At 70.3% G+C, this 22,298-nt stretch carries 21 protein-coding genes; 7 read left to right on the forward strand and 14 right to left on the reverse strand.

The window, feature by feature from the left end:
- The 3 genes from LADH09A_RS10085 to fdxA are packed head-to-tail and all read right to left on the reverse strand — an operon-like array spanning nucleotide 1 to nucleotide 2,474.
- Nucleotides 1–1,029, reverse strand: a complete 1,029-nt coding sequence (locus tag LADH09A_RS10085; protein ID WP_238644618.1) for a prephenate dehydrogenase — start codon at nucleotides 1,027–1,029, stop codon at nucleotides 1–3.
- A 15-nt stretch (nucleotides 1,030–1,044) separates the two neighbouring features.
- Nucleotides 1,045–2,151, reverse strand: coding sequence for a succinyldiaminopimelate transaminase (gene dapC, locus LADH09A_RS10090; protein WP_274529318.1), 1,107 nt, complete (start codon nucleotides 2,149–2,151; stop codon nucleotides 1,045–1,047).
- Nucleotides 2,148–2,474 carry a ferredoxin gene (gene fdxA / locus LADH09A_RS10095; RefSeq protein ID WP_007464872.1) on the reverse strand — a complete coding sequence of 109 codons (327 nt, stop codon included), beginning with the start codon at nucleotides 2,472–2,474 and terminating at the stop codon, nucleotides 2,148–2,150. The genes dapC and fdxA overlap by 4 nt, the downstream gene beginning before the upstream one ends.
- A gap of 79 nt (nucleotides 2,475–2,553) precedes the next feature.
- Here fdxA and LADH09A_RS10100 point away from each other — a divergent pair, with 79 nt between their 5' ends.
- A complete protein-coding gene (locus tag LADH09A_RS10100; protein WP_238644619.1) occupies nucleotides 2,554–3,669 on the forward strand; it encodes a GNAT family N-acetyltransferase in 1,116 nt (371 codons plus the stop codon).
- 654 nt (nucleotides 3,670–4,323) lie between these two features.
- On the opposite strand, the gene LADH09A_RS10105 is transcribed toward LADH09A_RS10100, so the two are convergent.
- The 3 genes from LADH09A_RS10105 to mshB form a co-directional block, all read right to left on the reverse strand.
- A complete protein-coding gene (locus LADH09A_RS10105; RefSeq protein WP_238644620.1) occupies nucleotides 4,324–4,788 on the reverse strand; it encodes a hypothetical protein in 465 nt (154 codons plus the stop codon).
- An 82-nt stretch (nucleotides 4,789–4,870) separates the two neighbouring features.
- The gene (locus LADH09A_RS10110) at nucleotides 4,871–5,305 is read right to left on the reverse strand and encodes a hypothetical protein (protein ID WP_238644621.1); all 435 of its coding nucleotides are present in this window, start codon (nucleotides 5,303–5,305) and stop codon (nucleotides 4,871–4,873) included.
- Nucleotides 5,306–5,319: 14 nt separating this feature from the next.
- Nucleotides 5,320–6,381, reverse strand: coding sequence for an N-acetyl-1-D-myo-inositol-2-amino-2-deoxy-alpha-D-glucopyranoside deacetylase (mshB, locus tag LADH09A_RS10115; RefSeq protein WP_238644622.1), 1,062 nt, complete (start codon nucleotides 6,379–6,381; stop codon nucleotides 5,320–5,322).
- An 87-nt stretch (nucleotides 6,382–6,468) separates the two neighbouring features.
- Here mshB and LADH09A_RS10120 point away from each other — a divergent pair, with 87 nt between their 5' ends.
- Together LADH09A_RS10120 and LADH09A_RS10125 are read left to right on the forward strand one after the other, a co-directional pair.
- Nucleotides 6,469–8,613, forward strand: coding sequence for a S9 family peptidase (locus LADH09A_RS10120; RefSeq protein WP_238644623.1), 2,145 nt, complete (start codon nucleotides 6,469–6,471; stop codon nucleotides 8,611–8,613).
- A 125-nt stretch (nucleotides 8,614–8,738) separates the two neighbouring features.
- On the forward strand, nucleotides 8,739–9,659 hold the full coding sequence (locus tag LADH09A_RS10125; protein WP_238644624.1) for an alpha/beta fold hydrolase: 921 nt from the start codon (nucleotides 8,739–8,741) through the stop codon (nucleotides 9,657–9,659).
- A 66-nt stretch (nucleotides 9,660–9,725) separates the two neighbouring features.
- On the opposite strand, the gene LADH09A_RS10130 is transcribed toward LADH09A_RS10125, so the two are convergent.
- Nucleotides 9,726–10,193, reverse strand: coding sequence for a hypothetical protein (locus tag LADH09A_RS10130; RefSeq protein ID WP_238644625.1), 468 nt, complete (start codon nucleotides 10,191–10,193; stop codon nucleotides 9,726–9,728).
- Nucleotides 10,194–10,310: 117 nt separating this feature from the next.
- Here LADH09A_RS10130 and LADH09A_RS10135 point away from each other — a divergent pair, with 117 nt between their 5' ends.
- Complete coding sequence (locus LADH09A_RS10135) at nucleotides 10,311–10,544, forward strand: DUF1737 domain-containing protein (RefSeq protein ID WP_238644626.1); 234 nt, start codon at nucleotides 10,311–10,313, stop codon at nucleotides 10,542–10,544.
- Between the two features lie 18 nt (nucleotides 10,545–10,562).
- Nucleotides 10,563–11,549 (forward strand): MerR family transcriptional regulator, encoded by a 987-nt coding sequence (locus tag LADH09A_RS10140; protein WP_238644627.1) that lies wholly within the window; start codon nucleotides 10,563–10,565, stop codon nucleotides 11,547–11,549.
- Nucleotides 11,550–11,580: 31 nt separating this feature from the next.
- Here the strand turns inward: LADH09A_RS10140 and LADH09A_RS10145 are convergent, their stop codons facing one another.
- Nucleotides 11,581–12,504: a M20/M25/M40 family metallo-hydrolase gene (locus LADH09A_RS10145; RefSeq protein WP_238644628.1), complete on the reverse strand. Its 924-nt coding sequence runs from the start codon at nucleotides 12,502–12,504 to the stop codon at nucleotides 11,581–11,583.
- Between the two features lie 60 nt (nucleotides 12,505–12,564).
- On the opposite strand from LADH09A_RS10145, the gene LADH09A_RS10150 reads away from it, so the two are divergent.
- A complete protein-coding gene (locus tag LADH09A_RS10150; RefSeq protein ID WP_238644629.1) occupies nucleotides 12,565–12,864 on the forward strand; it encodes a hypothetical protein in 300 nt (99 codons plus the stop codon).
- Between the two features lie 199 nt (nucleotides 12,865–13,063).
- Here the strand turns inward: LADH09A_RS10150 and LADH09A_RS10155 are convergent, their stop codons facing one another.
- Nucleotides 13,064–13,882 (reverse strand): hypothetical protein, encoded by an 819-nt coding sequence (locus LADH09A_RS10155; RefSeq protein WP_238644630.1) that lies wholly within the window; start codon nucleotides 13,880–13,882, stop codon nucleotides 13,064–13,066.
- A gap of 344 nt (nucleotides 13,883–14,226) precedes the next feature.
- On the opposite strand from LADH09A_RS10155, the gene LADH09A_RS10160 reads away from it, so the two are divergent.
- Entirely contained in the window at nucleotides 14,227–15,771 is a 1,545-nt protein-coding gene (locus LADH09A_RS10160; RefSeq protein ID WP_238644631.1) for a laminin G domain-containing protein, read from the forward strand.
- A gap of 190 nt (nucleotides 15,772–15,961) precedes the next feature.
- Here LADH09A_RS10160 and LADH09A_RS10165 read toward each other — a convergent pair whose 3' ends face one another.
- The 5 genes from LADH09A_RS10165 to LADH09A_RS10185 all read right to left on the reverse strand — a co-directional run bounded on the left by LADH09A_RS10165 (nucleotide 15,962) and on the right by LADH09A_RS10185 (nucleotide 21,995).
- Nucleotides 15,962–17,704 (reverse strand): ABC transporter substrate-binding protein, encoded by a 1,743-nt coding sequence (locus LADH09A_RS10165; protein WP_238644632.1) that lies wholly within the window; start codon nucleotides 17,702–17,704, stop codon nucleotides 15,962–15,964.
- A gap of 146 nt (nucleotides 17,705–17,850) precedes the next feature.
- Nucleotides 17,851–18,837, reverse strand: a complete 987-nt coding sequence (locus tag LADH09A_RS10170) for an ABC transporter permease (protein WP_238644633.1) — start codon at nucleotides 18,835–18,837, stop codon at nucleotides 17,851–17,853.
- Nucleotides 18,838–18,847: 10 nt separating this feature from the next.
- Nucleotides 18,848–19,855 carry an ABC transporter permease gene (locus LADH09A_RS10175; protein WP_238644634.1) on the reverse strand — a complete coding sequence of 336 codons (1,008 nt, stop codon included), beginning with the start codon at nucleotides 19,853–19,855 and terminating at the stop codon, nucleotides 18,848–18,850.
- A complete protein-coding gene (locus LADH09A_RS10180; RefSeq protein ID WP_238644635.1) occupies nucleotides 19,852–20,943 on the reverse strand; it encodes an ABC transporter ATP-binding protein in 1,092 nt (363 codons plus the stop codon). The genes LADH09A_RS10175 and LADH09A_RS10180 overlap by 4 nt, the downstream gene beginning before the upstream one ends.
- Nucleotides 20,940–21,995 carry an ABC transporter ATP-binding protein gene (locus LADH09A_RS10185; protein WP_238644752.1) on the reverse strand — a complete coding sequence of 352 codons (1,056 nt, stop codon included), beginning with the start codon at nucleotides 21,993–21,995 and terminating at the stop codon, nucleotides 20,940–20,942. The genes LADH09A_RS10180 and LADH09A_RS10185 overlap by 4 nt, the downstream gene beginning before the upstream one ends.
- Nucleotides 21,996–22,298: the final 303 nt, after the last annotated feature.

A 22,298-nucleotide genomic window follows, 5' to 3' on the forward strand; every position in this document is an offset into this window, starting at 1 on the left:
CTAGTCAGCCACGGGAAGCCACGCGGTGTAGGAAACCGCGTCCCGGTCGACCTGACACCCGGTCAGGTGCCCGCCGACGTCGCCCAGCCCGCGCAGCCAGGTCACCTCGGCGTCATGGTCGCCGCCGACCGCGAACTCCCGGCTCTGACCGGCGAACCGGCGACCCAACAACGCCGACCGGGCCGCCCTCGCCTCCGCGTACCCGGCGATGAGCGCCGGCGCGTCGTCGGCCCGCAGGGCGGCGGCCAGCCCGTCCAGGAAGGCGCGGACCTCGTCCAGCTCGTGCAGGACCCGGTCACGGTTGCCGAGCAGCATGTTCGCGGTCCGCTCCGCAGGTGTACCGGCGACCCGGGTGCCGTCGGAGAAACTGCCCGCCGCCAGCGTCAGCACCGCGTCGCGCAGCGGCGCCCGCTGCGTCGCCCCGGCCAGCGCACCGGCCAGCAGGTGCGGCACGTGCGAGGCGAGCGCGGCCACCGAGTCGTGCGCCGACGCGGACATCGGCACGACCCGGGCCTCGAACAGCTCCACCAGCAGCCCGGTCAGCCAGCGGAAGGCGTCGGTCGCGGTGCCCGGGCCCGGGCAGAGCACCCAGGCGGCACCCGCCAGCAGGGTCGGCGAGGCGGCGGTCAGGCCGGCGGACTCCGCACCGGCCATCGGGTGACCGGGGACGAACCGGGCCGCGAGCCCGAGTCGGTGGGCTGCCTCGGCCACCTCGACCTTGGTGCTACCGACGTCGGTGAGCACGCAGCCGGGCGCGGTCAGCTCGGCCACCAGGGCCAGGGTGCGGGCGAGAGTCGGCAGCGGGCCGCAGAGGAAGACGACGTCCCGACCGGCCACGGCCTGCTCGATCGTGGCCGGGGAGACCACTCCCCGGTGCTGGGCCCGCTCCCGGGTCACCGGGTCCGGATCCCATCCGACGACGTCCACGCCGGCCTCGGCCAGGCGGAGCAGCACCGAACCGCCGATCAGACCCGTACCGATCACGGCCGCCCGCACCCCGGCGTACCGCCCGGTCGTGCCGTCGGTCATCGCCGCCGCCCTGGGTCAGGCCCGCAGCCGGCCGGCGACCGCCGCGACGCGCTCGTCGGACTCGGTCAGCGCAACCCGGACGTGCTGCCCGGCGGTGGGGCCGTAGAAGACGCCGGCGGCGACCAGGATGCCCCGCCGAGCCAGCCAGTCGACCGTCTCCCAGCAGTCTTCACCTCGGGTGAGCCAGAGGTAGAGACCCGCCTCGGAGTGCTCGACGGTGAACCCGGCGCCGGTGAACGCGGCCGCGAGCACCTCCCGCCGGGCGCGGTAGCGCTCCCGCTGTTCCTCGGCGTGTCGCTCGTCCTCCAGTGCGGCCACCATGGCCGCCTGCACGGGCGCGGGCACGATCATGCCGGCGTGCTTGCGGACCTTCAGCAGCTCCGCGACGAGCGCCGGGTCACCGGCGACCAAGCCGGCCCGGTAGCCGGCCAGGTTGGAACGCTTGGACAGGGAGTGCACAGCGAGCACACCGGCGTAACTGCCGCCGCTGACCTGCGGGGACAGCACCGAGACCGGCTCGGCCGACCAGCCCAGCGGCAGGTAGCACTCGTCGCTGGCGACCACCGCGCCGCGTTCCCGCGCCCAGTCGACCACCTTCTTGAGGTGCGCCGCGGGCAGCACCCGGCCGGTCGGGTTGCCGGGCGAGTTGACCCAGACCAACCGGACCCGCGAGGTCGGCCCGACCGAGGTGAGCGAGTCGGTACGAACGACGGTGGCACCAGCCAGCCGAGCCCCGTCCTCGTAGGTCGGGTACGCGATCGACGGCACCACCACCACGTCACCCGGGCCGATGCCGAGCAGGGTGGGCAGCCAGGCGACCAGCTCCTTCGAGCCGATGGTCGGCAGCACGCCGAGACCGTCGACGCCAGCGCCACAGGCCCGCGACACCCACGCCGCGATAGCGGCCCGCAACGTCGGGGTGCCGGCGGTCAGCGGGTAACCGGGAGCATCGGACGCGTCAGCCAACGCCCGGCGGATCACCTCGGGCACCGAGTCGACCGGCGTACCCATGGAGAGGTTGATCAGGCCCTCCGGATGCGCCGCGGCCAGAGTGGCCGCGGCGTCCAGGGTGTCCCAGGTGAACTCGGGCAGCCGCGACGAGACCGGCGCGGGCCGGTTCAGTGGCCCTCGCCGCGCGGCGGCTGCGCGGCGACGAAGGTGGCGTCCTTCTCCACCTTGCCGATCTTCGAGGCGCCACCGGGCGAGCCCAGGTCCTCGAAGAACTCGTAGTTGGCGCCGGTGTAGTCCTTCCACTGCTCCGGGACGTCGTCCTCGTAGAAGATCGCCTCCACCGGGCAGACGGGCTCACAGGCACCACAGTCGACGCACTCGTCGGGGTGGATGTAGAGCATCCGATTGCCCTCGTAAATGCAGTCGACCGGGCACTCCTCGATGCATGCCTTGTCGAGCACATCCACGCACGGCTCGGCGATGATGTAGGTCACCGGTCTTCTCCTCCGCAAGACACGTCGCGATCTCCCGCGACGGTAAGAGCCTAGTATCTCGCCGGGGAGGGGGTCGATCGTGCTCCGACAGCAGGATGTGGGACACCGGATCGTGGTTCGCCGGATTGTGGGGATTCGCGAAGGTCGCCCGCTATTCTCCGATGCTCTCGGTGAGCTGGTGGAGCTGAGCGAGACTCATCTCACGCTGGCCACGGCGCACGGTCCGCTGCGGGTTCCGGTGACACAGGTCCACCGCGCCAAGCGGGTCCCACCGACCCGTCGACCCACCGCGGCGGCCGTGGTGGCGCTGGAACGGGCCGCCGACGAGGCCTGGCCGGCACCGACGCGGGGCCGCATCGGCGACTGGCTGCTCCGCTCGGCCGACGGCTGGACCGGACGAGCCAACTCCGCGCTGCCGATCGGCGACCCGGACCGCCCGCTGGCCGCCGCCGTGGACGAGGTCGAGCGCTGGTACGCCGAGCAGGGCCAGCCCGCGATGATCAACACGCCGCTCCCGCTGGCCGCACCGGTCGGCACCGAACTGGACGCCCGCGGCTGGACCGCCCGCCCGCCGACACTGGTGCAGACCGCGCCACTCCCCCTGCCGTCGTCCGTCGAAGCCCCTGCCGGACCCGTCGGCCCGATCCCCACCGAGGCCATCGGTGGCGCCGACCCGACCAGCAAACCGGGTGGTCCTGCCCTCGGTGCGGTCGTTGAGCTGGCGACCGCGCAGCCCGGCGCTGCCGGTGGGCAGCCCGGCAACGCTGGCGGGCAGGCTGGTCGGTGGGACGGTGCGGTCGTTGAGCTGGCGACCGCGCCGAGCGAGGGGTGGCTGGCCGTCGCCGCCGGCCGCAAGGGCGGCCTGCCGGACGCCGCCCGGCACGTGCTCACCGCCGTGGACCAGGTCCGCTTCGCCCACGGGTACGTCAACGGCACGCTGGTGGCGGTCGGCCGGGGCACGGTGACCGGCCAGGGCCGCTGGTTGGGCCTCAGCCTGATCGAGGTGTCACCGGTGGCCCGCCGGCATGGGCTGGCCCGCCAGGTGATCCACGAGCTGGTCGCCTGGGGCGTGTCCGCGGGCGCGACCCGGGCGTTCCTCCAGGTCGAGCAGCACAACACGGCGGCGGTCGCGCTCTACCAGCGGCTCGGCTTCGTCACCCACCACACCTACCTGACAAGGGTCGCCCCGCACTGACCCCAACGGGTCGACGGGTCGGCGGGTCGGCGGGTCGGCGGGTCGACGGGTCGGCGGAGGCGCTGATCGACTCGGCTTTCAGGAAATCGCGGCATCCGCACGCCTCGGAGACCACGACTTCCGGAAACCCGAGTCGATCAAGGCCCGGACACCGCGACTTTCGCGAAACCCGAGTCGATCAAGGCGCGCACAGCTCCACAACTCGGCCAGGATGCACCTCTGACCAGCAGCCCGACTGGTGCCAGCGTCACTGGCCGGCACCAACCGCTGCGGGGACCAGCTCGGACCTGCACTGGCCGCCGCGCTCGCCTGCACTGGCCGCCGCGCTCGCCTGCACTGGCCGCCGCGCTGATCCACTCGGCTTTCAGGAAATCGCGGCATCCGCATGCCTCGGAGACCACGACTTCCGGAAACCCGAGTCGATCAAAGCCCGGACACCGCGACTTTCGCGAAACCCGAGTCGATCAAGGTGCGCACCGGGCCGGCCGAGCAGGCGCAGGCCACCTGGCCAGCACGAGTCGATCAAGGCCCACACCTGGGCCGGCCGAGCAGGCGCACGCCGCCTGGCCAGCGCGAGTCGATCAAGGCCCAAACCTGGGCCGGCCAAGCAGGTCGGGCAGGCGTACGCCCGGCCTGGCGCGCGAGGCGGCAGGGTCAGCGGCGTACGACGCGGCGGGGCTTCGCGGCCTTGACCTCGGCGTACCGCTTGAGCTGCTGCGAGCGGTAGTCCCGTCCGAGCGCGGTGAGCAGCAGGTAGCCGACCAGCACCCCGGCGCCGGCGGCAAGCAGGTAGAGCCAGATCTGGGCGAAGAACGTCGCCGCGCCGCCGGCGAACGGGTTGTGACCGATCAGCAGGGGTCCGACCAGCACGGTCAACAGCATCGCCACCAGTACGACGAGGGCCATGTCGGCTCCCCAGTCCGCCAGTGGTCGACGACGAGCCCAGCGGAAGGCGGCCACGGCCACGATCAACCCGATCACCGCGAACATCGCCAGTGACACCCGGTCTGCGGCGGTGTCGTCACCCTCGAAACCGAACCGGATGATCAGCCGGGCGACCACGTTGACCGCGAACAGTGCTGCAACGAGCACCCCGACGTCACGCCACCGTCTGTCCATGGAAGGACCTCCTGCCGTACGCCCCGTCGCGGGGCCCGCTTCCCTGGCAGGAATATCTACCACCCTTACCTGGGTGGCGTCATCAGTCGCCGAGCGTGGCGGGCGGGGCGAGGATCTGCCGGAAGCCCATCACCGCGAAGGTCATGGCCCCGGCGACGATCATCGCCAGACCGACCCAGTTGTCGCCGGACAGCAGGAGGTCACCTTCGGTGGTCCGGATGGCGGCCACCGCCATCAGCGCGAACCAGGGCACCGCCGGTAGCGCCACCGCCCACCTGCGGCCGACCGCCTCGTACGCGAACCAGCTCAGCACGATGTTGGCGCCGACGGCGAGGACGGCCGACACGCCGATCAGCTGCCCACCGACGCGGACGGTGGCGAGCAGCAACTCCAGCACCCCGGTCAGCACTCCGGCGAGCACCACGACGATCGCGCCGACCACCCGCAGGCCGAGGTCCAGCAGTCGCGGCGGCGGCCCCGCCGGAGGCGGGGTGGCCTGATCGTCCAGAACCGTCATCGACGCGGGCAGGGTCACCGAAGACCAGCCGCCGCGACCGAGGACCGGTCCGGCGCGGCTCCGACCGAGGACCGGTCAGATCCAGCCCCGACCGCAGACCGATCCGGGCCAGCCCCGACCGCAGACCGATCCGAGCCAGCCCCGACCGCAGACCGATCCGAGCCAGCCCCGACCGCGGACCGGCCCGGGACGGTTTCCTCGGGCAGCCCGGCGAAGAGGTCGTCCTCCCAGCCGTACGGGCCGGCGCCCGGGCCCTTCTCGCCGACCGCGAGGGTGAAGAATTCCACGCCCATGAACTCACCGCCGAAGTTGCCGGCGATCGAGTAGAGCCAGGAGTTGGCCGGGATCTGGGTGGCGTGCGCCCGCATCGCGGTTTCCTTCGCCAGGTGCTGGTCGGTGCCGTCGATCCGGGCGGCGATCTGGGCGTCCGGGGTGCCGAAGGGCAGGTCGGCGATGTCCTCGATGCCGCCGAACGGGTTGTCGGCGGACTCGGCGAAGTGCGCCATGCCGGCCTCCAGCACGCTGAGCGGCATGGCCGTCCAGTAGACCTTGAGCGGGGCGCAGCCCTCGGCGGCGGCCAGTTCGACGGCACGCATCGACACCCGGTGCGCCTGGATGTGGTCGGGGTGGCCGTAGAAGCCGTTCGGGTCGTACGTGACGAGCACCTGCGGGCGTACCTCTCGCATGATCTCCACGAGATGCCCGGCGGCCTCGTCGAGGTCGGCCTGCCAGAAGGCGCGGGGGTGCTCGTTCGTCGCGAGCCCCATCATTCCCGAGTCGCGGTAGCGGCCGGCACCGCCGAGGAAGCGGTGGTCGCTGACGCCGAGCGCGGCGCACGCGGCGGCCAGCTCGACGATCCGGTACCCGCCGAGCTGGTCAGCCTCGGCGGCGGCGAGCTGGGCCAGCGCGGGCGTGTGGATCTCGCCCTCCTCGCCGAGGGTGCAGGTCACCAGCGTGACGTGGGCGCCGGTCGCGGCGTAGTGGGCCATCGTCGAGCCGGTGCCGATCGACTCGTCGTCGGGGTGCGCGTGGACCAGCAGCAGGCGGCGGTCGGGCAGCATCGTCACGACGGTCACTCTAACCGGCGGTTCTGCTCCGACCGACGCGGACGCGTCCGCCCAGGTCGGCCACATCACCTCCGGTCCGGCTCTACGATTTGGTCTGTGGACTTTCCGGAGCTGGCCGCCCGCACCCGCCGGTTCAGCCACGGCGCACCACGCGCTGTCTCCGTGGCTGACGACGGCTCCCGAGTGATCTTTCTGCGCTCCGCCGGGCCGGAGGACCCGGCGGACGCGCTCTGGCTGCTGGACGTGGCCACCGCCGAGGAGCGCCTGGTCGCCGATCCGGCAACGCTGCTCGGTGAGGGCGGCGACGTCCGGTCACTCTCCCCCGGTGAGCGCGCGCTGCGGGAGCGGCTGCGGCTCAGCGCCGCGGGCATCGGCTCGTACGCGTTGGACGCCCCCGGCCGGATTGCGGTCTTCGCGCTGGCGGGGCGGTTGTTCCGGGCCGATCTGGTGCACGGCGACGTGGTGGAGGTGGCCACCGTCGGCCCGGTGCTCGACCCTCGTCCGGACCCGGGCGGGCAGCGCCTGGCATACGTGACCGACGCGGCCGAGGGTGTGCGCCGGGGCGAGTTGCGGGTGATCGACGAGGACGGCACCGACACCCTGCTGGCCGGCGAGGACGCCGGGGTGAGCTGGGGGTTGGCCGAGCACATCGCGGCGGAGGAGTTCGGCCGGTTCCGGGGCTACTGGTGGTCTCCGGACGGGCGCATGGTGCTCGCCGCCCGGGTCGACGAGTCCCGCCTGGAACGCTGGCACCTGCACGACCCGGCCCAGCCGGCCAGTCTCCCGACCGCCGTCGCGTACCCCCGGGCCGGTGGGCCGAACGCCGAGGTCAGCCTGCACCTGCTGGACCTGGACGACGGCTGGGTCGACGTGCACTGGGACCGGGAGACCTACCCGTACCTGACCGCGGTCAGCTGGGTCGAGGGCAGCCCGTTGATCACCGTGCTGCGCCGCTCGCAGCAGCACGGGCTGGTGCTGGCGGTGGATCCCCGCACGGGCGAGACGCAGGTGCACGCGGAGCTGGCCGACCCGCGCTGGGTGGAGCCGATCGCCGGCACCCCGGCGCACCTGCCGGACGGCCGCGTGCTGGTCGGCGGGGAGTTGGCGCACGACGGGTACGACGCACGGTGCCTGTTCGCCGACGGCACCCTGCTCACCCCGCCGTCGCTGTACGTACGGCGGGTGGTGGGTCGGCTGCCGGCGGTCAGCGGCCCGGCGGACCTGCTGGTGGAGGCGAGCGACGGCGAGCCCAGCGAGCGGCACCTGTTCCGGGTCCGCACGACCATCGGCGGCGGGGTGGACGCGCGCCGGCTCACCACCGACTCCGGCTGGTACACCGCGGCCGTCGGCGGGGACGTGCTGGCGATCGGTGTCGCGTCGCTGGACCATGCCGGGGTGCGCTGGACGGTGCGTCGCGGCGACCAGGAGATCGCCGAGCTGCGGTCGTTCGCCGCGACTCCGCCGTACTCTCCGCTGCCGCTGCTGGAACGGGTGACCGACCGGCGGCTGCCGGCGGCGGTCCTCTACCCGGACAACCACGTGACGGGCCGGCGGCTGCCGGTGCTGCTGGACATCTACGGCGGCCCGGGGCACCAGGAGGTCGTGGCGGCGCGGGCCGCGTGGTTGGAGCGGCAGTGGTGGGCCGACGCCGGGTTCGCGGTGGTCACCATCGACAACCGGGGTACGCCGGGAGTGGCCCCGTCGTTCGAGAAGGCGATCCACCGTCGGGTGGCCGACGTGATCCTGACCGACCAGATCGACGCGTTGACCGCACTCGCCGGTAAGCACCCCGACCTGGACCTGGGTCGGGTGGGTGTGCGCGGCTGGTCGTTCGGGGGGTGGCTGGCCGGGTTGGCGGTGCTGCGTCACCCGGAGCTGTTCCGCTGCGGGATCGCGGGTGCCCCGGTGACCGACTGGGCGCTGTACGACACCGCGTACACCGAGCGTTATCTGGGGTTGCCGGAGGACGGCACGGACGTCTACGCGCACCATTCGCTGGTCGAGTTGGCGGCCGAACCGGTCACCGGCCCGGACCAGGCCCGCCCCTTGCTGCTGGTGCACGGTATGGCCGACGACAACGTGGTGGCGGCGCACACGCTGCGGCTTTCCGCGGCCCTGCTGAGCACCGGCCGCCCGCACGCCGTGCTGCCGCTGACGGGTGCCACCCACATGGCGGCGAACGGCACCGCCGAGCGGCTGCTCCCGCTGGAGCTGGATTTCCTGCGTACCCATTTGCTGTAAGCGGGATTCGATAAGTGAGTTCGGCACACCGGGCACTTTGCCGAATGCCATGCTGACCGAGGCGGGACCGGCAGCGCGATTCCTCGGCGCGGCACCGCTTTCCCTCATGCCGAAAGGACTCCAGCATGGTTGGCATCGCGCAGAAGCCTGCGGCCGCAGCCGTCCAGGAAGGGGAACTTCCGGTCACGCACTTCCGCACGGCGACGGTGAACGGGATCGACATCTTCTACCGTGAGGCCGGACCGGCCGATGGCCCGGTGGTCCTGCTGCTGCACGGATTTCCCACGTCGTCCTCGCAGTTTCGCCATCTGATCCCTCTACTCGCGGACCGCTACCGGGTGATCGCACCGGACTTTCCGGGTTTCGGCCACAGCGCCAGCCCGGACCGCTCGACGTTCGACTACACCTTCGCCAACTTCGCCGACCTGATGGACGGCCTGATGGGCCAGCTCGGCGTGGATCGCTACGCGCTCTACTGCTTCGACTACGGGGCACCGACCGGATATCGGCTGGCCCTCAAGGGGCCCGAGCGGGTCAGCGCGCTCATCGTGCAGAACGGCAACGCGTACGAGGAGGGTCTGAGCGACTTCTGGGACCCGATCAAGGCCTACTGGGCGGAGAAGACCGACGAGCGCCGCCAGGCCATCGCGTTCATCCTCAAGCCCGAAACGGTGAAGTTGCAGTACACGCAGGGGGTGCACGACCTCACCCGGCTCGACCCCGACACGTGGACCCACGACGACACGCAGCTCGCCCGCCCCGGCAACGCGGACATCCAACTGGATCTGTTCTACGACTACGGCAGCAACGTCGCGTTGTACCCGGAATTCCAGGCGTTCTTCCGGGACCACCAGCCACCGACGCTGGTCATCTGGGGCCAGAACGACATCGTCTTTCCGCCCGATGGTGCCCACCCCTACCGGCGCGACCTGCCATCGGCAGAGTTCCACCTGCTCGACACCGGCCACTTCCTGCTGGAAGACAAACTCGACGTCGCCGCGCCGATGATCCACGACTTCCTCGACCGCTCCATCGGCCGTTCCTGAACGCAGGGGCGGCTCGGCAGGTCCGCCGCCCGATCGTCGAGGAGCGCGAGCCGGCCCGATCTGCTGTCAGAGGTGGTCCGCCGTGGCGGGATTCCGGTTTGCCCATCCGCCTGGATTATTCCGGGGCTGCACAATGAGCAGTGCCGTCACCAGCTGGGCACCCGCTACGGGCAGAGCCATCCGCAGACCGTAGGTGCTGAACACGAACAGCGGAAACGGCACGGCGAAGAGCAGGATCGCGGCCAGCCTGAACCAGTACCAGCGAACGTCGGACAGCAGACGCAGCACTCCCAGGCATACGGTGCCGGCGACGCTCAGGAGCGCCCACAGCGGGAAAAGGAACATGACGCCGATGGTTATCAACAGCAGGTTTTCGGCGATACCCACGCCCGGAGTCACATCGATGAACGCGTAGACGACATATCCCGCCAGCCACACCCCGAGGTAGAGCAGAACGTGGAGGCCGAACCAGAGGGCCCACGGTAGTTCGGCGAGACGGTCTAGCGGCCGGCGGCGAATCGTGTCAATGCCCACCGCCGCATCGTATCGAAGCGAGTGACCACGACGACGCCCCGTTCCTGCGCAATCCCCGCTCAGGAACGGTGGTGGTCGTCACGTGACTTACGGCACCGCGGCACGGACAATGCTGCGATGTCGGATTTCTCTGAGCCGCTCGGCTACCGCCTCATCACCGGACCGGATGACGCCGAATTCTGCGCCCGCGTCAGCGCGCTTCTCGATCAGGGCTATCAGCTGTACGGGTCGCCGGCCCTGACCTTCGACGGCGACCGCGTCATCGCCGCACAGGCGGTGGTTCTGCCGCGCTCTGCCGGCTCCGACGCGGCCACGGGCAGCGCCGAGGGGCTTGTATCTCAAGCCGCTTGAGATCGCATAGTGGGCGTCGTGGACAGAAACGAGTTGTACGCCATCGGGGACGTCGCCCGGCGGACCGGCCTGAGCGTCAGCGCCGTGCGGTACTACGCGGACGCCGGTGTCGTCACGCCGGCCGCCAGCACCCCGGCCGGCCACCGCCTGTACGACGTGTCGGCAATCGCCCGGCTGGAACTGGTCCGGACGCTGCGGGAACTCGACGCCGGCCTGGACGAGATCCGGCGGGTACTGGCCGGCGAGGCGACACTGCACGAGCTGGCCGCCACCCACCTGGCCCTGCTGGAACGGCAGGAGGCACGGCTGCGCAGCCGTCGTGCGGTGCTGTCGGCCATCCTGCGGCAGGACTCCACCGCCGAGCAGGTCACGCTGATGCACAAGCTGGTTGGCCTGTCGGATGAGGAACGCGACCGGCTGATCGACGAGTTCTGGACCGAGGTTTCCGCCGGCTGGGAGCCGCCGGAGCGGATGGTCGAGTGGTGGCGGGCGGCCCGGCCGGAGCTGCCCGACCATCCCACCGCGGCCCAGTTGGAGGCGTGGATCGAGCTGGCCGAGCTGGTCCGGGACACCGAGGTCCGGCAGGCCGTACGCCGTGAGTTGCACGAGGCGTGCACCACCGGGGCCGGTCCACTGATGACCTCGTCGCCGATGCTGGACACCCTGGAAGCGGGCGCGGCGATCGGTCGACCGGTGATGGACGCGGCGTGCGAGCAGGTGCCGCCGGACTCGCCCCGGGGCCGGGAGATCGCCGACCAGTGGATCGGGTGGCTGACCGGCATCTTCGCGACACCGGACAGCCCCGGGATCCCGGACACGCCCGAGTTTCGGATCCAGGCGGCCGACCACATGCTGAGGGGCGCGGAGTGGGACCGCACGCCGCCGGAGGGACCGTTCGACCGGTACATGGAGCTGGTCTCCACCGTGAACGACGTGCCGCCGGAGCGGTTTCCGTTCGAGTGGCTGGCCGCGGCACTGCGCGCGTCCGCCGTGCCGGCTTCCTGATTACCGATTCACGGCGCGGCCGGTGCGCCGGCTAGCGGGTGCGCCGAGCGAGCCAACCCGCCATCGCGCGGACACCGTGGCCGATGGCCCGCTCGTCCGGGTCGAAGGCGCCGAAGTGCGGATAACTCGTTTCGATGGCGGCGCCGGGCGCACGCACGCCGAGGAAGGTGTACGTGCCAGGAAGCCGGTCCAGGAACAGCGCGAAGTCCTCGCCGCTGAACGGGATCGCGGCGTGCAACGTCCGCACCCGGTCGCGCCCTGCTGCCTGTCGGAGGTACCGCTTCAGGGCCTGGCCCTCCCGCTCGGGACAGACCATGGCGGGAAACGGGTCGTTCGGGAACGCCACCGATGCCTGGCCGTCGGAGCTAGCGAGCCGACGGATGTCCTCGCGGATGGCAGTGTGCCGGTCCTCCGGCCAGCAACGGTACGACAACCGCACCTCAGCCCGGCCTTCGCCTTCGGTTACCTGGGCCTGCATGAAGACGAACTCGGCCAACGGCCCGTCAGGTGTCTGGATGTCGGCCACGAGCCGTTCGAGGTCCTCGGAGGTCGCTGGGCGGGACACGGTGCTGAGCCCGCCGATCTCGGCGGCGAGCCGTCGCGCCCGCGCCGTCGCATCACGCCCCGCAAGCGTGATGACGCCGCGGTCCTGGCCAGGAAGTCCGAACCCGGGCGTGACAACGAACTGGCCGACCGGGAAAGGACCGCAGTGCAGGGCATGGATCTCTGCTGGACGGAGTCTGGCGAACACGCCATCGTCGAGCATCGCGGCGGCACCGGTGAGCGTCTCCTCGGCGGGCTGGAAAACGAACACCACCCTGCCCGCGAGCCGGTTGCGCAGGCGCGCCAGCACCTCCGCGACACCCACGCCCACAGCCGTGTGCATGTCGTGCCCACACAGGTGAGCCGCCTGCGTGCCACCTCCCACCTGATCGCTCGGCGGTACCGCGTCCATGTCCGAGCGGTAGGCGACCGTCCGGCCACGACGGGCACCACTGAGGACTCCCACGACCCCATGGCCGCCGACACCCGTGGTGACGTCGAGGCCGGCCGCGCGAAGTCGCTGGGCCACCACCTCAGCGGTCCGCTGCTCCTGGCCCGGGGCCTCCGGGTGCCGGTGGATGTCACGGCGCAACTCGATCAGGTCACGGTCCAGCCCAGAGGCCACGGCGTCCACCGCATCCGCGCCCAGCGGGCCAGCAACCGACTTGTTGCCGGCGTACGCCGCCTGGGCCGACGCCAGCCCGGCTCCCACTACGCCGACGGCAGCGCCACGAAGCACAGCGCGTCGACTGACAAAGCCCTCTGCACCTGACATGAGTTCCTCCAGACACGAATGCGATCAGCCTCGAGCCTGTCCTGCTCAGGGTTGGAACGCACTGACGCTGGCCCCCATCTCGGCCATGCGGTCACCCCTACCGTTTGAGGCGCTGCCGGGGAAACGTCGACGAAGAGCGGCACCACCGGCGCGTGCTTGCCGGCGGCCGGAGCCGCCTGGTCAGCCGCGTCGGGAGTCAGGGGCGGGTCATGGCCCTGAGCTTGTCGCTGACGTCGATCTGAAAGCTGGTCTGCATGTCTTCGTACGGGGTGAGTGAGGCCCAGCCCACCGGTCCACCGCTCGTGCCGTAGCGAGAGCCGTCGGCGATCAACTGGCAGGGCAGGTCACCCTTCTCCAGGTCGGCGAGGAACACGTCGGCCCGAACAATGTCCTGGCCCTCGGCGTCGGGGAAGGTGAAGGTCGTTACGCGGTACAGCAGCATGTAGCGCTTGTGCAGCCCGAGGTCGAGGATCTTCCGGAGCCGCTGGACCGGGTCCTTCTCGACCCCGAGATATGGCTCGTAGCCGTACTGGCTGGTCACCTTGAATTCGTTGGTGCCGAGTGGTCCCTGCGGGCCGGTGATCCACAGGCCGCGGACGAGCCAGCCCGGCGGCACGGCGAACCTGTCGAGGGTCGACCCGGGATTGTCCACTGTCTGCTCTGGCACACCGGCCTCGGTCGTCGCCACGATGTCGACGTTTCCGCCCTTGTCCGGGCTGTTGTAGCTGTCCAGAGCCCGGTAGGTGTGGTCGAACCAGGTGAACTCCGGCCGCGGGTCCAGCGTCCGGGCACACGATGCCTTGCCAATGCCCTTCTCGGGCACTTTCGCTGCCGCTGCGGTGAGTGCCGCGCGCCGCTGCTCGAAGTGGGGCTGGTACTCCTTGAGCACCTCCTTCATCGACCCGTCCACCGGCTTCGGCTTTGTTTGACCGCCCGCTTCGCAGCCGGTGAACAGCATCGCGGCCAGGACCGCCACCGTGCCCAGAACGGCGCCCTTCCACTTGCCGCAGCGCATCCAAGCCCCCTCTGACGCCGTCGTGCCCTCACAAGTGTGCCCGCTCGATGGCTTCGGCGCGGACGGGCAACTCGGCGGCCTCGGGTGGAGCAAACCGATCCCTCCGGCTACTACCGGGGAGCCAGGTACCACGGTGCAATCCAGCGGGTCAGTGCCCAGCGACGATCTTGGGGTCGCGGCGTCTCCATCACCCTGTGACACTGTCCCGGCGATCAGGCGAATTGGTGTGAGTTCCCTCGCCGGTCCCGCCTGACAGTTCTCACGGGGAAGGTTCAATGACTACCAACAGTCTCTCGACAGTCCCGGCCCGGGGATCCGCCCGTAAAGCCGTGCTGCGCCTAGGCGTGGCGTGCGTCGCCGCGTCGCTGTCCCTTGCCGGTGCCACCGCGGCGAGCGCGAAGCCACCTCTCTCCACCAATGTCAACCCACCCCGAGGGGCAACGGCGATGTGGGGGCTGGAGGCGTTCCCGGGGATAAGCCAGGCGCAGGGGCTGGCCGACCAGCAGCCCGCGCTCGGCGGCGACACCCCGTTGGTCGGCTCCGACATCTCCTGGCAGGACGACGCCCTGATGGTCGGCGGCCAAACGGTGGCCTTCGACGGGACATCGTCGCATCTGTCCGCGTCGCCATCGGCCCTGAACACGGCCGACACCTTCTCTCTCGCCGCCTGGGTGAGGCTCACCGACACCTCTACCAGCCGGACTTTCGTTAGCAAGGCCGGCGCCTCCGGTCGGGCTTCCCTCTCGGTCGGCTACGACAGGGCCAGCAATCGGTGGCAGGTCCAGATGCCATCGAAGATCGGCAAGGGCGCAAAGTGGTCGGTCGCCCGTTCGACGTCAGCGCCTCAGATCGGACTCTGGACGCACCTGGCGGTTGTGCGCGACGCGACCACACGGACCGTGACCATCTTTGTGAACGGAGTCGCCGAGGCGACGGCGGGAAATGTGGCCGCGGTCAACGATTCGTCCGGACCGGTCCGGCTGGGCCGCGGTGACACCACCTGGTGGCAGGGCAACCTGGCCAGCGTCCACGTGTACGACCGGGTGTTGGTCGACCAGGACTTCACCGGCTGGCTGGCCTCCGATCCGGCGTCCGGCGGCTTCAATATGTCGGGCCTGCTGGATGCACGGCGAGTCGGTGACTGGAGCTTCGACAATGCAATCCTGTGCTACGAGGAAAACCTCCTCGACCTGACACTCTGTTCGGCACCGGACTCGACCGCCTTCGACCGCCAGCTCACACTCACCAAGGGCACCGACGTCGTGTTCGACCCCCGTCGGGGAAACAACGCTCTGGCGCTTGACGACACCCACTGGATCGACGACCCGTCGGATCCGCACTACGGCGAGGCGACCCGGGAGTACGCCCGTAGTCAGACCAACCTGGGCGAGCCGGGGAACCCGGTGTGGCAGGACGGACCGGTCCTCCGCACCGACCAATCGTTCACCGTGTCGACCTGGGTGCGGCTCGACCCGGCGGAGGGCGCGCAGACGGTCGTTTCGCAGGACGACGGGGACCGCAGCGCCTTCCGGCTGGCGTACGAGCCGGACAACGGCGGCCAGTGGGAGTTCGCAGTCGCCGCCGGGGCCGACGCCGCCGCGACCACCTACGCGACCACGCCCGCGACCGCCGTCGACGGCTGGCACCACCTCGTCGCCGCCGTCGACGCCACGAACCGCCAGGCGCGGCTCTACCTGGACGGGTCGCTCGCCGCGGCGGTCGGACTGAACGAGGCCTGGCAGCCCCGACAGGCGAGTGGCTCCCTGCTCGTCGGCCGTTCGACCACGCCAGAAGGACCGGCCGAATGGCTCTACGGGCGGGTCGACGACGTCGGTGCGTACCAGGGTCTGCTGAGCGATGCAGACGTACAGCACCTCTTTGGCAACTAGCAGAAATAGGCATCCGACGAAGCATCGGGCCTGGCGCGATGCCCCCTTCGGGCGAGTGTTGCGCCAAGACCATGACCGCTGTGCACGTCTGCCGCAATGCACGCTCGACCAGTGAGCTGCTCCGCAGAAGCGGAAGGGTCCCCTCCCGACGACGTTGTCGGGAGGGGACCCTTCTGGCTTACGGCGCGAACTACGGCTTGGCGTACGCGTTCACGAACGACGGGTAGCCGAAGACGCTGGAGATGAACACCCCGCCGGCCTTGGACCCGTGCACGTTGTAGGCCACGTCCACGAAGAGCGGCACCACCGGCGCGTGCTCCTTCATGATCCGCTCGTCGAGCTTGGCCCACTCCGGGCCCTGGTCGGCGGCGGGCATGGCCTGGATGCGGTCCATCTCGGCGTTGATCGTCGGGTCGTTGAAGTAGGACTGGTTGCTGTTGCCCTCGGCCTTGATGGTGCGGCCGTCGTAGAGCACCGGCAGGATCGACGCCCCGCTGGGCCAGTCCGCCGCCCAGTTACCGATGTACAGGTCCCAGGGGTTGTCCTTCTTCTTGATCTCGTCGAGCTTCGCGTCGTCGGAGATGTTCCGCAGCGTGATCTTGAAGCCGGCCCGCTCCAGGTTGGCCTTGAGCTGGGCGCCCTGCTGCTGCTCGGTCGAGTTGTCGGCGACACCGAGGACCAGCTCCGGCGTCTTTCCGCCGAGCAGCTCCTTGGCCTTGTCCAGGTTGCCGTTGGCGCCCGCCGGGTACGCGTCGTACGCCTTGTAGCCGATGGTGGCCGACGGCATCAGGGTGGTCAGCGGTGCGGCGACGGTCTGCCCGCCCATCGCCTTGATGAAGCCCTCACGGTCGATGGCGTAGTTCAACGCCTGGCGGACCTTCAGGTCCGTGACCCGCTGGTTGTTGATGACGAGCTGGTTGGCGCTCGGGGTCGGCGAGAGGATCGTCCGCGACTTGAGGGCGGCGTCCCCGGCGACCTTGGCGACCAGCGAGGCGGGCACGGTGTTGAAGGCGAGCGCGCTCTGGTCGGCGCCGTTGTCGGCGATCACCCGGTTGTTGGCGGCGTCCGCGGTCGGGCCGAAGCTCCACACGAACTGGTCCGGGTACTGGTGCCGGACCGGGTCGGTGTTCGGGTCCCAGTTGGTGTTGCGGTCCAGGGTGATCTGCACGCCGACCTGGTTCTTGGCGACCTTGTACGGCCCGGACGAGAACGGCTGCTTGTCCAGGTCGACGCCGGTGTCCTTGTCGGCGGGCAACGGCGCGGTGGTCGGCAGCGAGACCGCGAACGGCAGGTCACAGCGGGGCTTGGCGAACTCGAAGCGCAGCGTCTTGGCGTCCGGCGTGGAGAGGCCGGGCGGCAGCGACGTCTTGTTCTTCTTGAAGTCCCACTTGGTGTCGAACTGCGGGGTGTCGGCCAACCACTCCTGGATGTAGGTCGGGCCACCGGAGAGGTCCGGGTCGAAGGAACGGGCGATGCCGTACGCGATCTCCTTGGAGGTGATCGGCCGGCCGTCCTCGAACTTGACCCCGTCCTTGACGGTGAATTCCCAGACCTTGCAGTCGTTGTTGACGTTCTTGCCCGGCGTCTCGGCCAGGTCACCGACGAGGACCAGGCCGCCCTTGCCGTCGTCCTTCCAGGTGGTCAGGTAGCGCGCGAAGAGCGGGTTGGTCATCAGACCGGCGAACGAGTACGTCCGCTGCGGGTCGAGGTGGGAGATCGGCGACTCCCGGATGATGGTGAAGGTGCCGCCCTTCACCGCACCGCTCACCTCGGCCGCCGGGCCCTGCGAGTCCTTGGGGTCGGTCGCGATGACCCCGGTCTGCTTCCGGTCGGTGTCCACCGCGGTGCCCTCGCCCGTGTTCTTCGAGCACGCACCCAGTGCCACAACCAGAGCGATCGCGCCGCCTGCGGCAGCCACCACGCGTGGTCTCATGAAGTACCCCCTTCACCCATGTGCCGTGCGTTTCGTCGGGGCGAGAACCGCCGACGTCCCGAGGATCGTAAGGAAGAAAACCTACGAGTTGTGTAACAGTTGTCGATAAATTTCGCCACCGGCCACGCGCTGTACGGCGGCCCGGCTCAGCGCAACCGCACCCGCGGGTCGATGGCCGCGTAGAGCAGGTCCACCAGCACGTTCGCCAGCACCACGAAGACCGCCGCAATCAGCACCGTGGCCATGATCGTGGGCAGGTCACCCGCACGCACCGCGTCCACCGCCGTACGCCCCAACCCCTGGATGCCGAACGTCGTCTCGGTGATCACCGTGCCTCCCAGCGCACCGCCCACGTCCAGCCCCGCGATGGTCACCACCGGGGTGATCGCCGCGCGCAGCGCGTGTCTCCCGTACACCTTGGGTTTGGCCAGGCCCTTGGCCCGCGCGGTCCGGACGAAGTCCTCGGACAGCGTCTCCAGCATCTGCGCGCGCGACAGCCGGGCGTAGATCGCCGAGAAGAGGAAGGCCAGCGCCACCCAGGCGAGCACCAGCCCACTGGCCCACTTCGCCGGATTGTCGAAGAGGGACGTGTAGCTCGGCACCGGCAGCAACCGCAGGTTGTAGACGAAGACGAGCAGCAGCACCGCGCCCACGAAGTAGAGCTGCAACGACGCGCCGGTCAGCGAGAAGCCGATGGCCAGGCGGTCCAGCCAGGTGCCGCGACGCAACGCGGAGACCATGCCGAGGCCGACCCCGAGCAGCAACCAGAGGATCGCCGCCGGGATCACGATGCTCAGCGTCACCGGCAGCACCCGGGCGATGGTGTCCGAGACGGCCTCGTTGGTGACGTACGACCAGCCCAGGCAGGGCGCGTCACACCGGCCACCCTGGGCGCTGCCCAGGTCGCGACCGGTGACGATGCCCTTCATGTAACCGGCGTACTGGCTGATCAGGGGGTCGTTGAGACCCAGGTCGTCGCGGACCCGCTCCAGCCGCTCCGGGTTGCAGTTCTTCGAGCAGATGCTGCTCACCGGGTCGCGCGGCAGGGCGAAGAACATCAGGAAGGTCAGCACACTCACCGCGAACAGGGTCAGCGTGGCCGAGAAGAGCCGCTTGATCAGAAATCGCGCCATGATTTGACCCCTACCGGGACGACTTCGGGTCGAGCGCGTCCCGCAACGCGTCGCCGAAGAGGTTGAAGGCGAACACCAGCGCGAAGATCATGATGCCCGGGAAGAACACGTACGCCGGGTCGGTCTGGAGGAAGTCCAGACTGCGGTAGATCATTCGGCCGAAGCTGGGCGTCTCGTCGCTGAGGCCGACGCCGATGAACGACAGCGCCGCCTCGCTGGTGATGAACTGCGGCACCGCCAGGGAGAACGACACCAGGATCGGCGCCCAGATGTTCGGCAGCAGTTGCCGGAAGAGCATGTGCCCCAGCCCGGCACCGCTGGCCCTGGCCGCCTCCACGAACTCCCGCTCGCGCAGCGCGATCACCTGCCCTCGCACCAGGCGGGCCGTGCTGGTCCAGCCGAAGATGGCGAAGACGGCGATCAGCACGCCCACCCCGAAGGCCGACGACACCTGCCCCCGCTCACCGTAGAAGCGCAGCGTGATGGTGGGGGTGAGCGCCAGCGCGATGATCAGGAAGGGCATGGCCAGGGTCAGGTCGGTGATCCAGTTGATCACCGCGTCGAGCCAGCCGCCGAGGTAGCCGGCGAGCGCGCCCAGCACGACCCCGATCGTCGCGGTGATCAGGGCCGCCGCGAACGCGATGAACAGCGACGTCCGCAACCCGTAGATCAACCGGATGAAGATGTCCCGGCCCAGCCCCGGCTCCAGACCGAACCAGTGCTCCCCGCTGACCCCACCGGCATAGCCCAGTGGCATTCCGAAGCCGTCCAGCAGGTTCTGGAACTGCTCACGCGGCCCGATCCCGTAGGCCATCTCGATCAGCGGGGCAGACAGGCCCAACAGCAGGAAGAAGACCAGGAGTACGCCGCTGACCACGGCCGTCCGGTCACGACGCAGTCGCAGCCAGGCGAGCTGACCGGGTGAGCGGCCGACGACGCCCTTCGCCGCAGGCGTGGTCGCGTCCGGGTCGGACTCGATCTCGTCCAGCGCCACACCCTCCACCGGGGACAGGCTCACGACGGCACCTCCTCGACGAGCTGGGTGATCGGCCCCGCGACCTCCGGGCTCGTGCTGGCCGCTTCCCCTTCGGGGCCCGTGCTGGGCTCTTCCCGTTCGGGGCTCGTGCTGGCCGCTTCCCCTTCGGGGAAGTGACACGCGGTGGCCTGCCGACCACCGTCGCGCGGAACCAGCGCGGGCTCCTCGGTGGCGCAGACGTCCTGCGCCTTCCAGCAGCGGGTACGGAACCGGCAGCCCGACGGCGGGTCGAGCGGGGTCGGCACGTCACCGGTCAGCCGGATCCGACCCGCCGGGCCGAGCTGGGTGACGTCCGGGATCGCCGAGAGCAGCGCCCGGGTGTACGGGTGCTGGGGGCGTTCGTAGATGTCCGCCCGGTCGCCGATCTCCACGATCCGACCCAGGTACATGACCGCCACCCGCTGGCTGAAGTGCCGGATCACCGCCAGGTCGTGCGCGATGAACACGAACGCCAGGCCCAGCTCCCGTTGCAGGTTGCGCAGCAGGTTGACGACCTGCGCCTGGATCGAGACGTCCAGAGCGGAGACCGGCTCGTCGGCGACGATCAGCTTGGGCCGCAGGGCCAGCGCGCGGGCGATGCCGATGCGCTGACGTTGACCGCCGGAGAACTCGTGCGGGTAGCGGTTGTAGTGCTCCGGGTTCAACCCGACCAGCTCCAGCAGCTCCTGCACCCGGGCCTTCACGCCACCCGGCGGCTTGATTCCGTTGACCTGCAACGGCATCGCCACGATCCGCCCGACGGTGTGCCGGGGGTTCAACGAGGCGTACGGGTCCTGGAAGATGATCTGGAGTTCCTGACGCAGGGGACGCAGCTCCCGGCGGCCGGCGTGCGTGATGTCCCGCCCGGCGAACTCGATGCTGCCGCTCGTCGGCTCCAGCAGCCGCACCAGCATCCGACCGGTGGTGGTCTTGCCGCAGCCCGACTCCCCCACCAACCCGAGCGTCTCGCCCGGGCGCACGTCGAAGTCGAGACCATCGACCGCCCGCACCAGGCCAGTGGCGCGCAGTCCCTGACGGACCGGGAAGTGCTTGGTCAGCCCGCGTACCCGCAACAGCGGTTCGTCGGTCATCGGGCCACCCCCACGGATGCGACGTCCTCGGCATAACGCTCGGCGCGTTCCTCGGCGCTCAGGTGGCACGCGACCAGGTGGCCGTCCGCGCCGGCGGCCCGCAGTTCCGGCACCTCGGTACGCGACCGGCTGCCGACGCGGTCCGCGTACCGGCAGCGTGGGTGGAACGCGCAGCCGGGCGGCAGGTTGATCAGGCTGGGCGGGTTGCCGGGGATCGGCACCAGGTCCGCGTCCGCGTCGCCGTGCAGCGACGGCACGCTGGAGAGCAACCCCCAGGTGTACGGGTGCTGCGGCGAGCGGAGCACCTGCTCGACGCTGCCCCGCTCGACGGCCCGACCCCCGTACATGACCAGCACGTCATCGGCGACCTGGCCGACCACGCCGAGATCGTGGGTGATCAGGATGATCGCGGAGTGGAACTCGGCCTGGAGGTCGGCGAGCAGGTCCAGGATCTGCGCCTGCACGGTGACGTCCAGCGCGGTGGTCGGCTCGTCGGCGATCAGCAGCGCCGGGTCGTTGACCAGGGACATCGCGATCATCGCCCGCTGGCGCATACCACCGGAGAACTCGTGCGGATACTGGTCGAAGCGGCGCGCCGGCTGCGGAATGCCGACCCGGTCCAGCATGTCGACCGCCCGCTGGCGGGCCTCGCGCCGGTTGGCCTTCGGGTGGTGCACCCGGTACGCCTCGGCGATCTGCCGGCCCACCGTGTAGTAGGGGTGCAGCGCCGACAGTGGGTCCTGGAAGATCATCGCCATGTCCCGGCCGCGCAGCCGGCGTACCTCCTCGTCGGCGAGGCCGACCACCTGCCGGCCGCCGACGGAGATCTCTCCGGTGATGGTGGTCCGCTTCGGGTCGTGCAGGCCGAGGATGGCCAGCGAGGTGACGCTCTTGCCGGAACCGGACTCACCCACGATGCCGAGGGTGCGGCCCCGCTCGACGGCGAACGACACCCCGTCGACCGCGCGCACCACGCCGTCCTCGGTATCGAACCGGACCCGCAGGTCACGCACCCGCAGGTAGGCGTCCTGGTCGGAGCGCTGTGCCGGCACGGCGGGACGGTCGTCCGGTTCGCCGGACGGCAACGGTTCCGAGCTGTCCACGGCCACCTCCCTCAGTGACGAAGGGAACTTACAGGAAAGTCCCGAGGGTGAAAATAAGCTACAAAGTCGGCACGTGTCAGCGGGCCCGAGCGTAACGAGTCGGCATCGGCACCGCACCCCCGTCACCTCGCCATCCACGCCCATTCATCTCGCGCCCCGTGCCCCGCGCCCCGCGCCCCGCGCCCCGCGCCCCGCGCCCCGCGCCCCGCGCCCAGATCTACGCAACTTCCCCGAAGTTGCTGCCTCCGACAT

The organism is Micromonospora cabrerizensis (assembly GCF_022230955.1).
In the GTDB taxonomy this organism is placed as follows: domain Bacteria; phylum Actinomycetota; class Actinomycetes; order Mycobacteriales; family Micromonosporaceae; genus Micromonospora; species Micromonospora cabrerizensis.

Bases quoted from the DNA above. Each gene is read 5' to 3' on its own strand.
- LADH09A_RS10085 (WP_238644618.1), bottom strand. From the start codon at position 1,029: ATGACCGACGGCACGACCGGGCGGTACGCCGGGGTGCGGGCGGCCGTG.
- LADH09A_RS10105 (WP_238644620.1), bottom strand. From the start codon at position 4,788: ATGGACAGACGGTGGCGTGACGTCGGGGTGCTCGTTGCAGCACTGTTC.
- LADH09A_RS10110 (WP_238644621.1), bottom strand. From the start codon at position 5,305: ATGACGGTTCTGGACGATCAGGCCACCCCGCCTCCGGCGGGGCCGCCG.
- LADH09A_RS10125 (WP_238644624.1), top strand. From the start codon at position 8,739: ATGGTTGGCATCGCGCAGAAGCCTGCGGCCGCAGCCGTCCAGGAAGGG.
- LADH09A_RS10135 (WP_238644626.1), top strand. From the start codon at position 10,311: ATGTCGGATTTCTCTGAGCCGCTCGGCTACCGCCTCATCACCGGACCG.
- LADH09A_RS10145 (WP_238644628.1), bottom strand. From the start codon at position 12,504: ATGGACGCGGTACCGCCGAGCGATCAGGTGGGAGGTGGCACGCAGGCG.
- LADH09A_RS10150 (WP_238644629.1), top strand. From the start codon at position 12,565: ATGGCCGCCGACACCCGTGGTGACGTCGAGGCCGGCCGCGCGAAGTCG.
- LADH09A_RS10155 (WP_238644630.1), bottom strand. From the start codon at position 13,882: ATGCGCTGCGGCAAGTGGAAGGGCGCCGTTCTGGGCACGGTGGCGGTC.
- LADH09A_RS10165 (WP_238644632.1), bottom strand. From the start codon at position 17,704: ATGAGACCACGCGTGGTGGCTGCCGCAGGCGGCGCGATCGCTCTGGTT.
- LADH09A_RS10170 (WP_238644633.1), bottom strand. From the start codon at position 18,837: ATGGCGCGATTTCTGATCAAGCGGCTCTTCTCGGCCACGCTGACCCTG.
- LADH09A_RS10180 (WP_238644635.1), bottom strand. From the start codon at position 20,943: ATGACCGACGAACCGCTGTTGCGGGTACGCGGGCTGACCAAGCACTTC.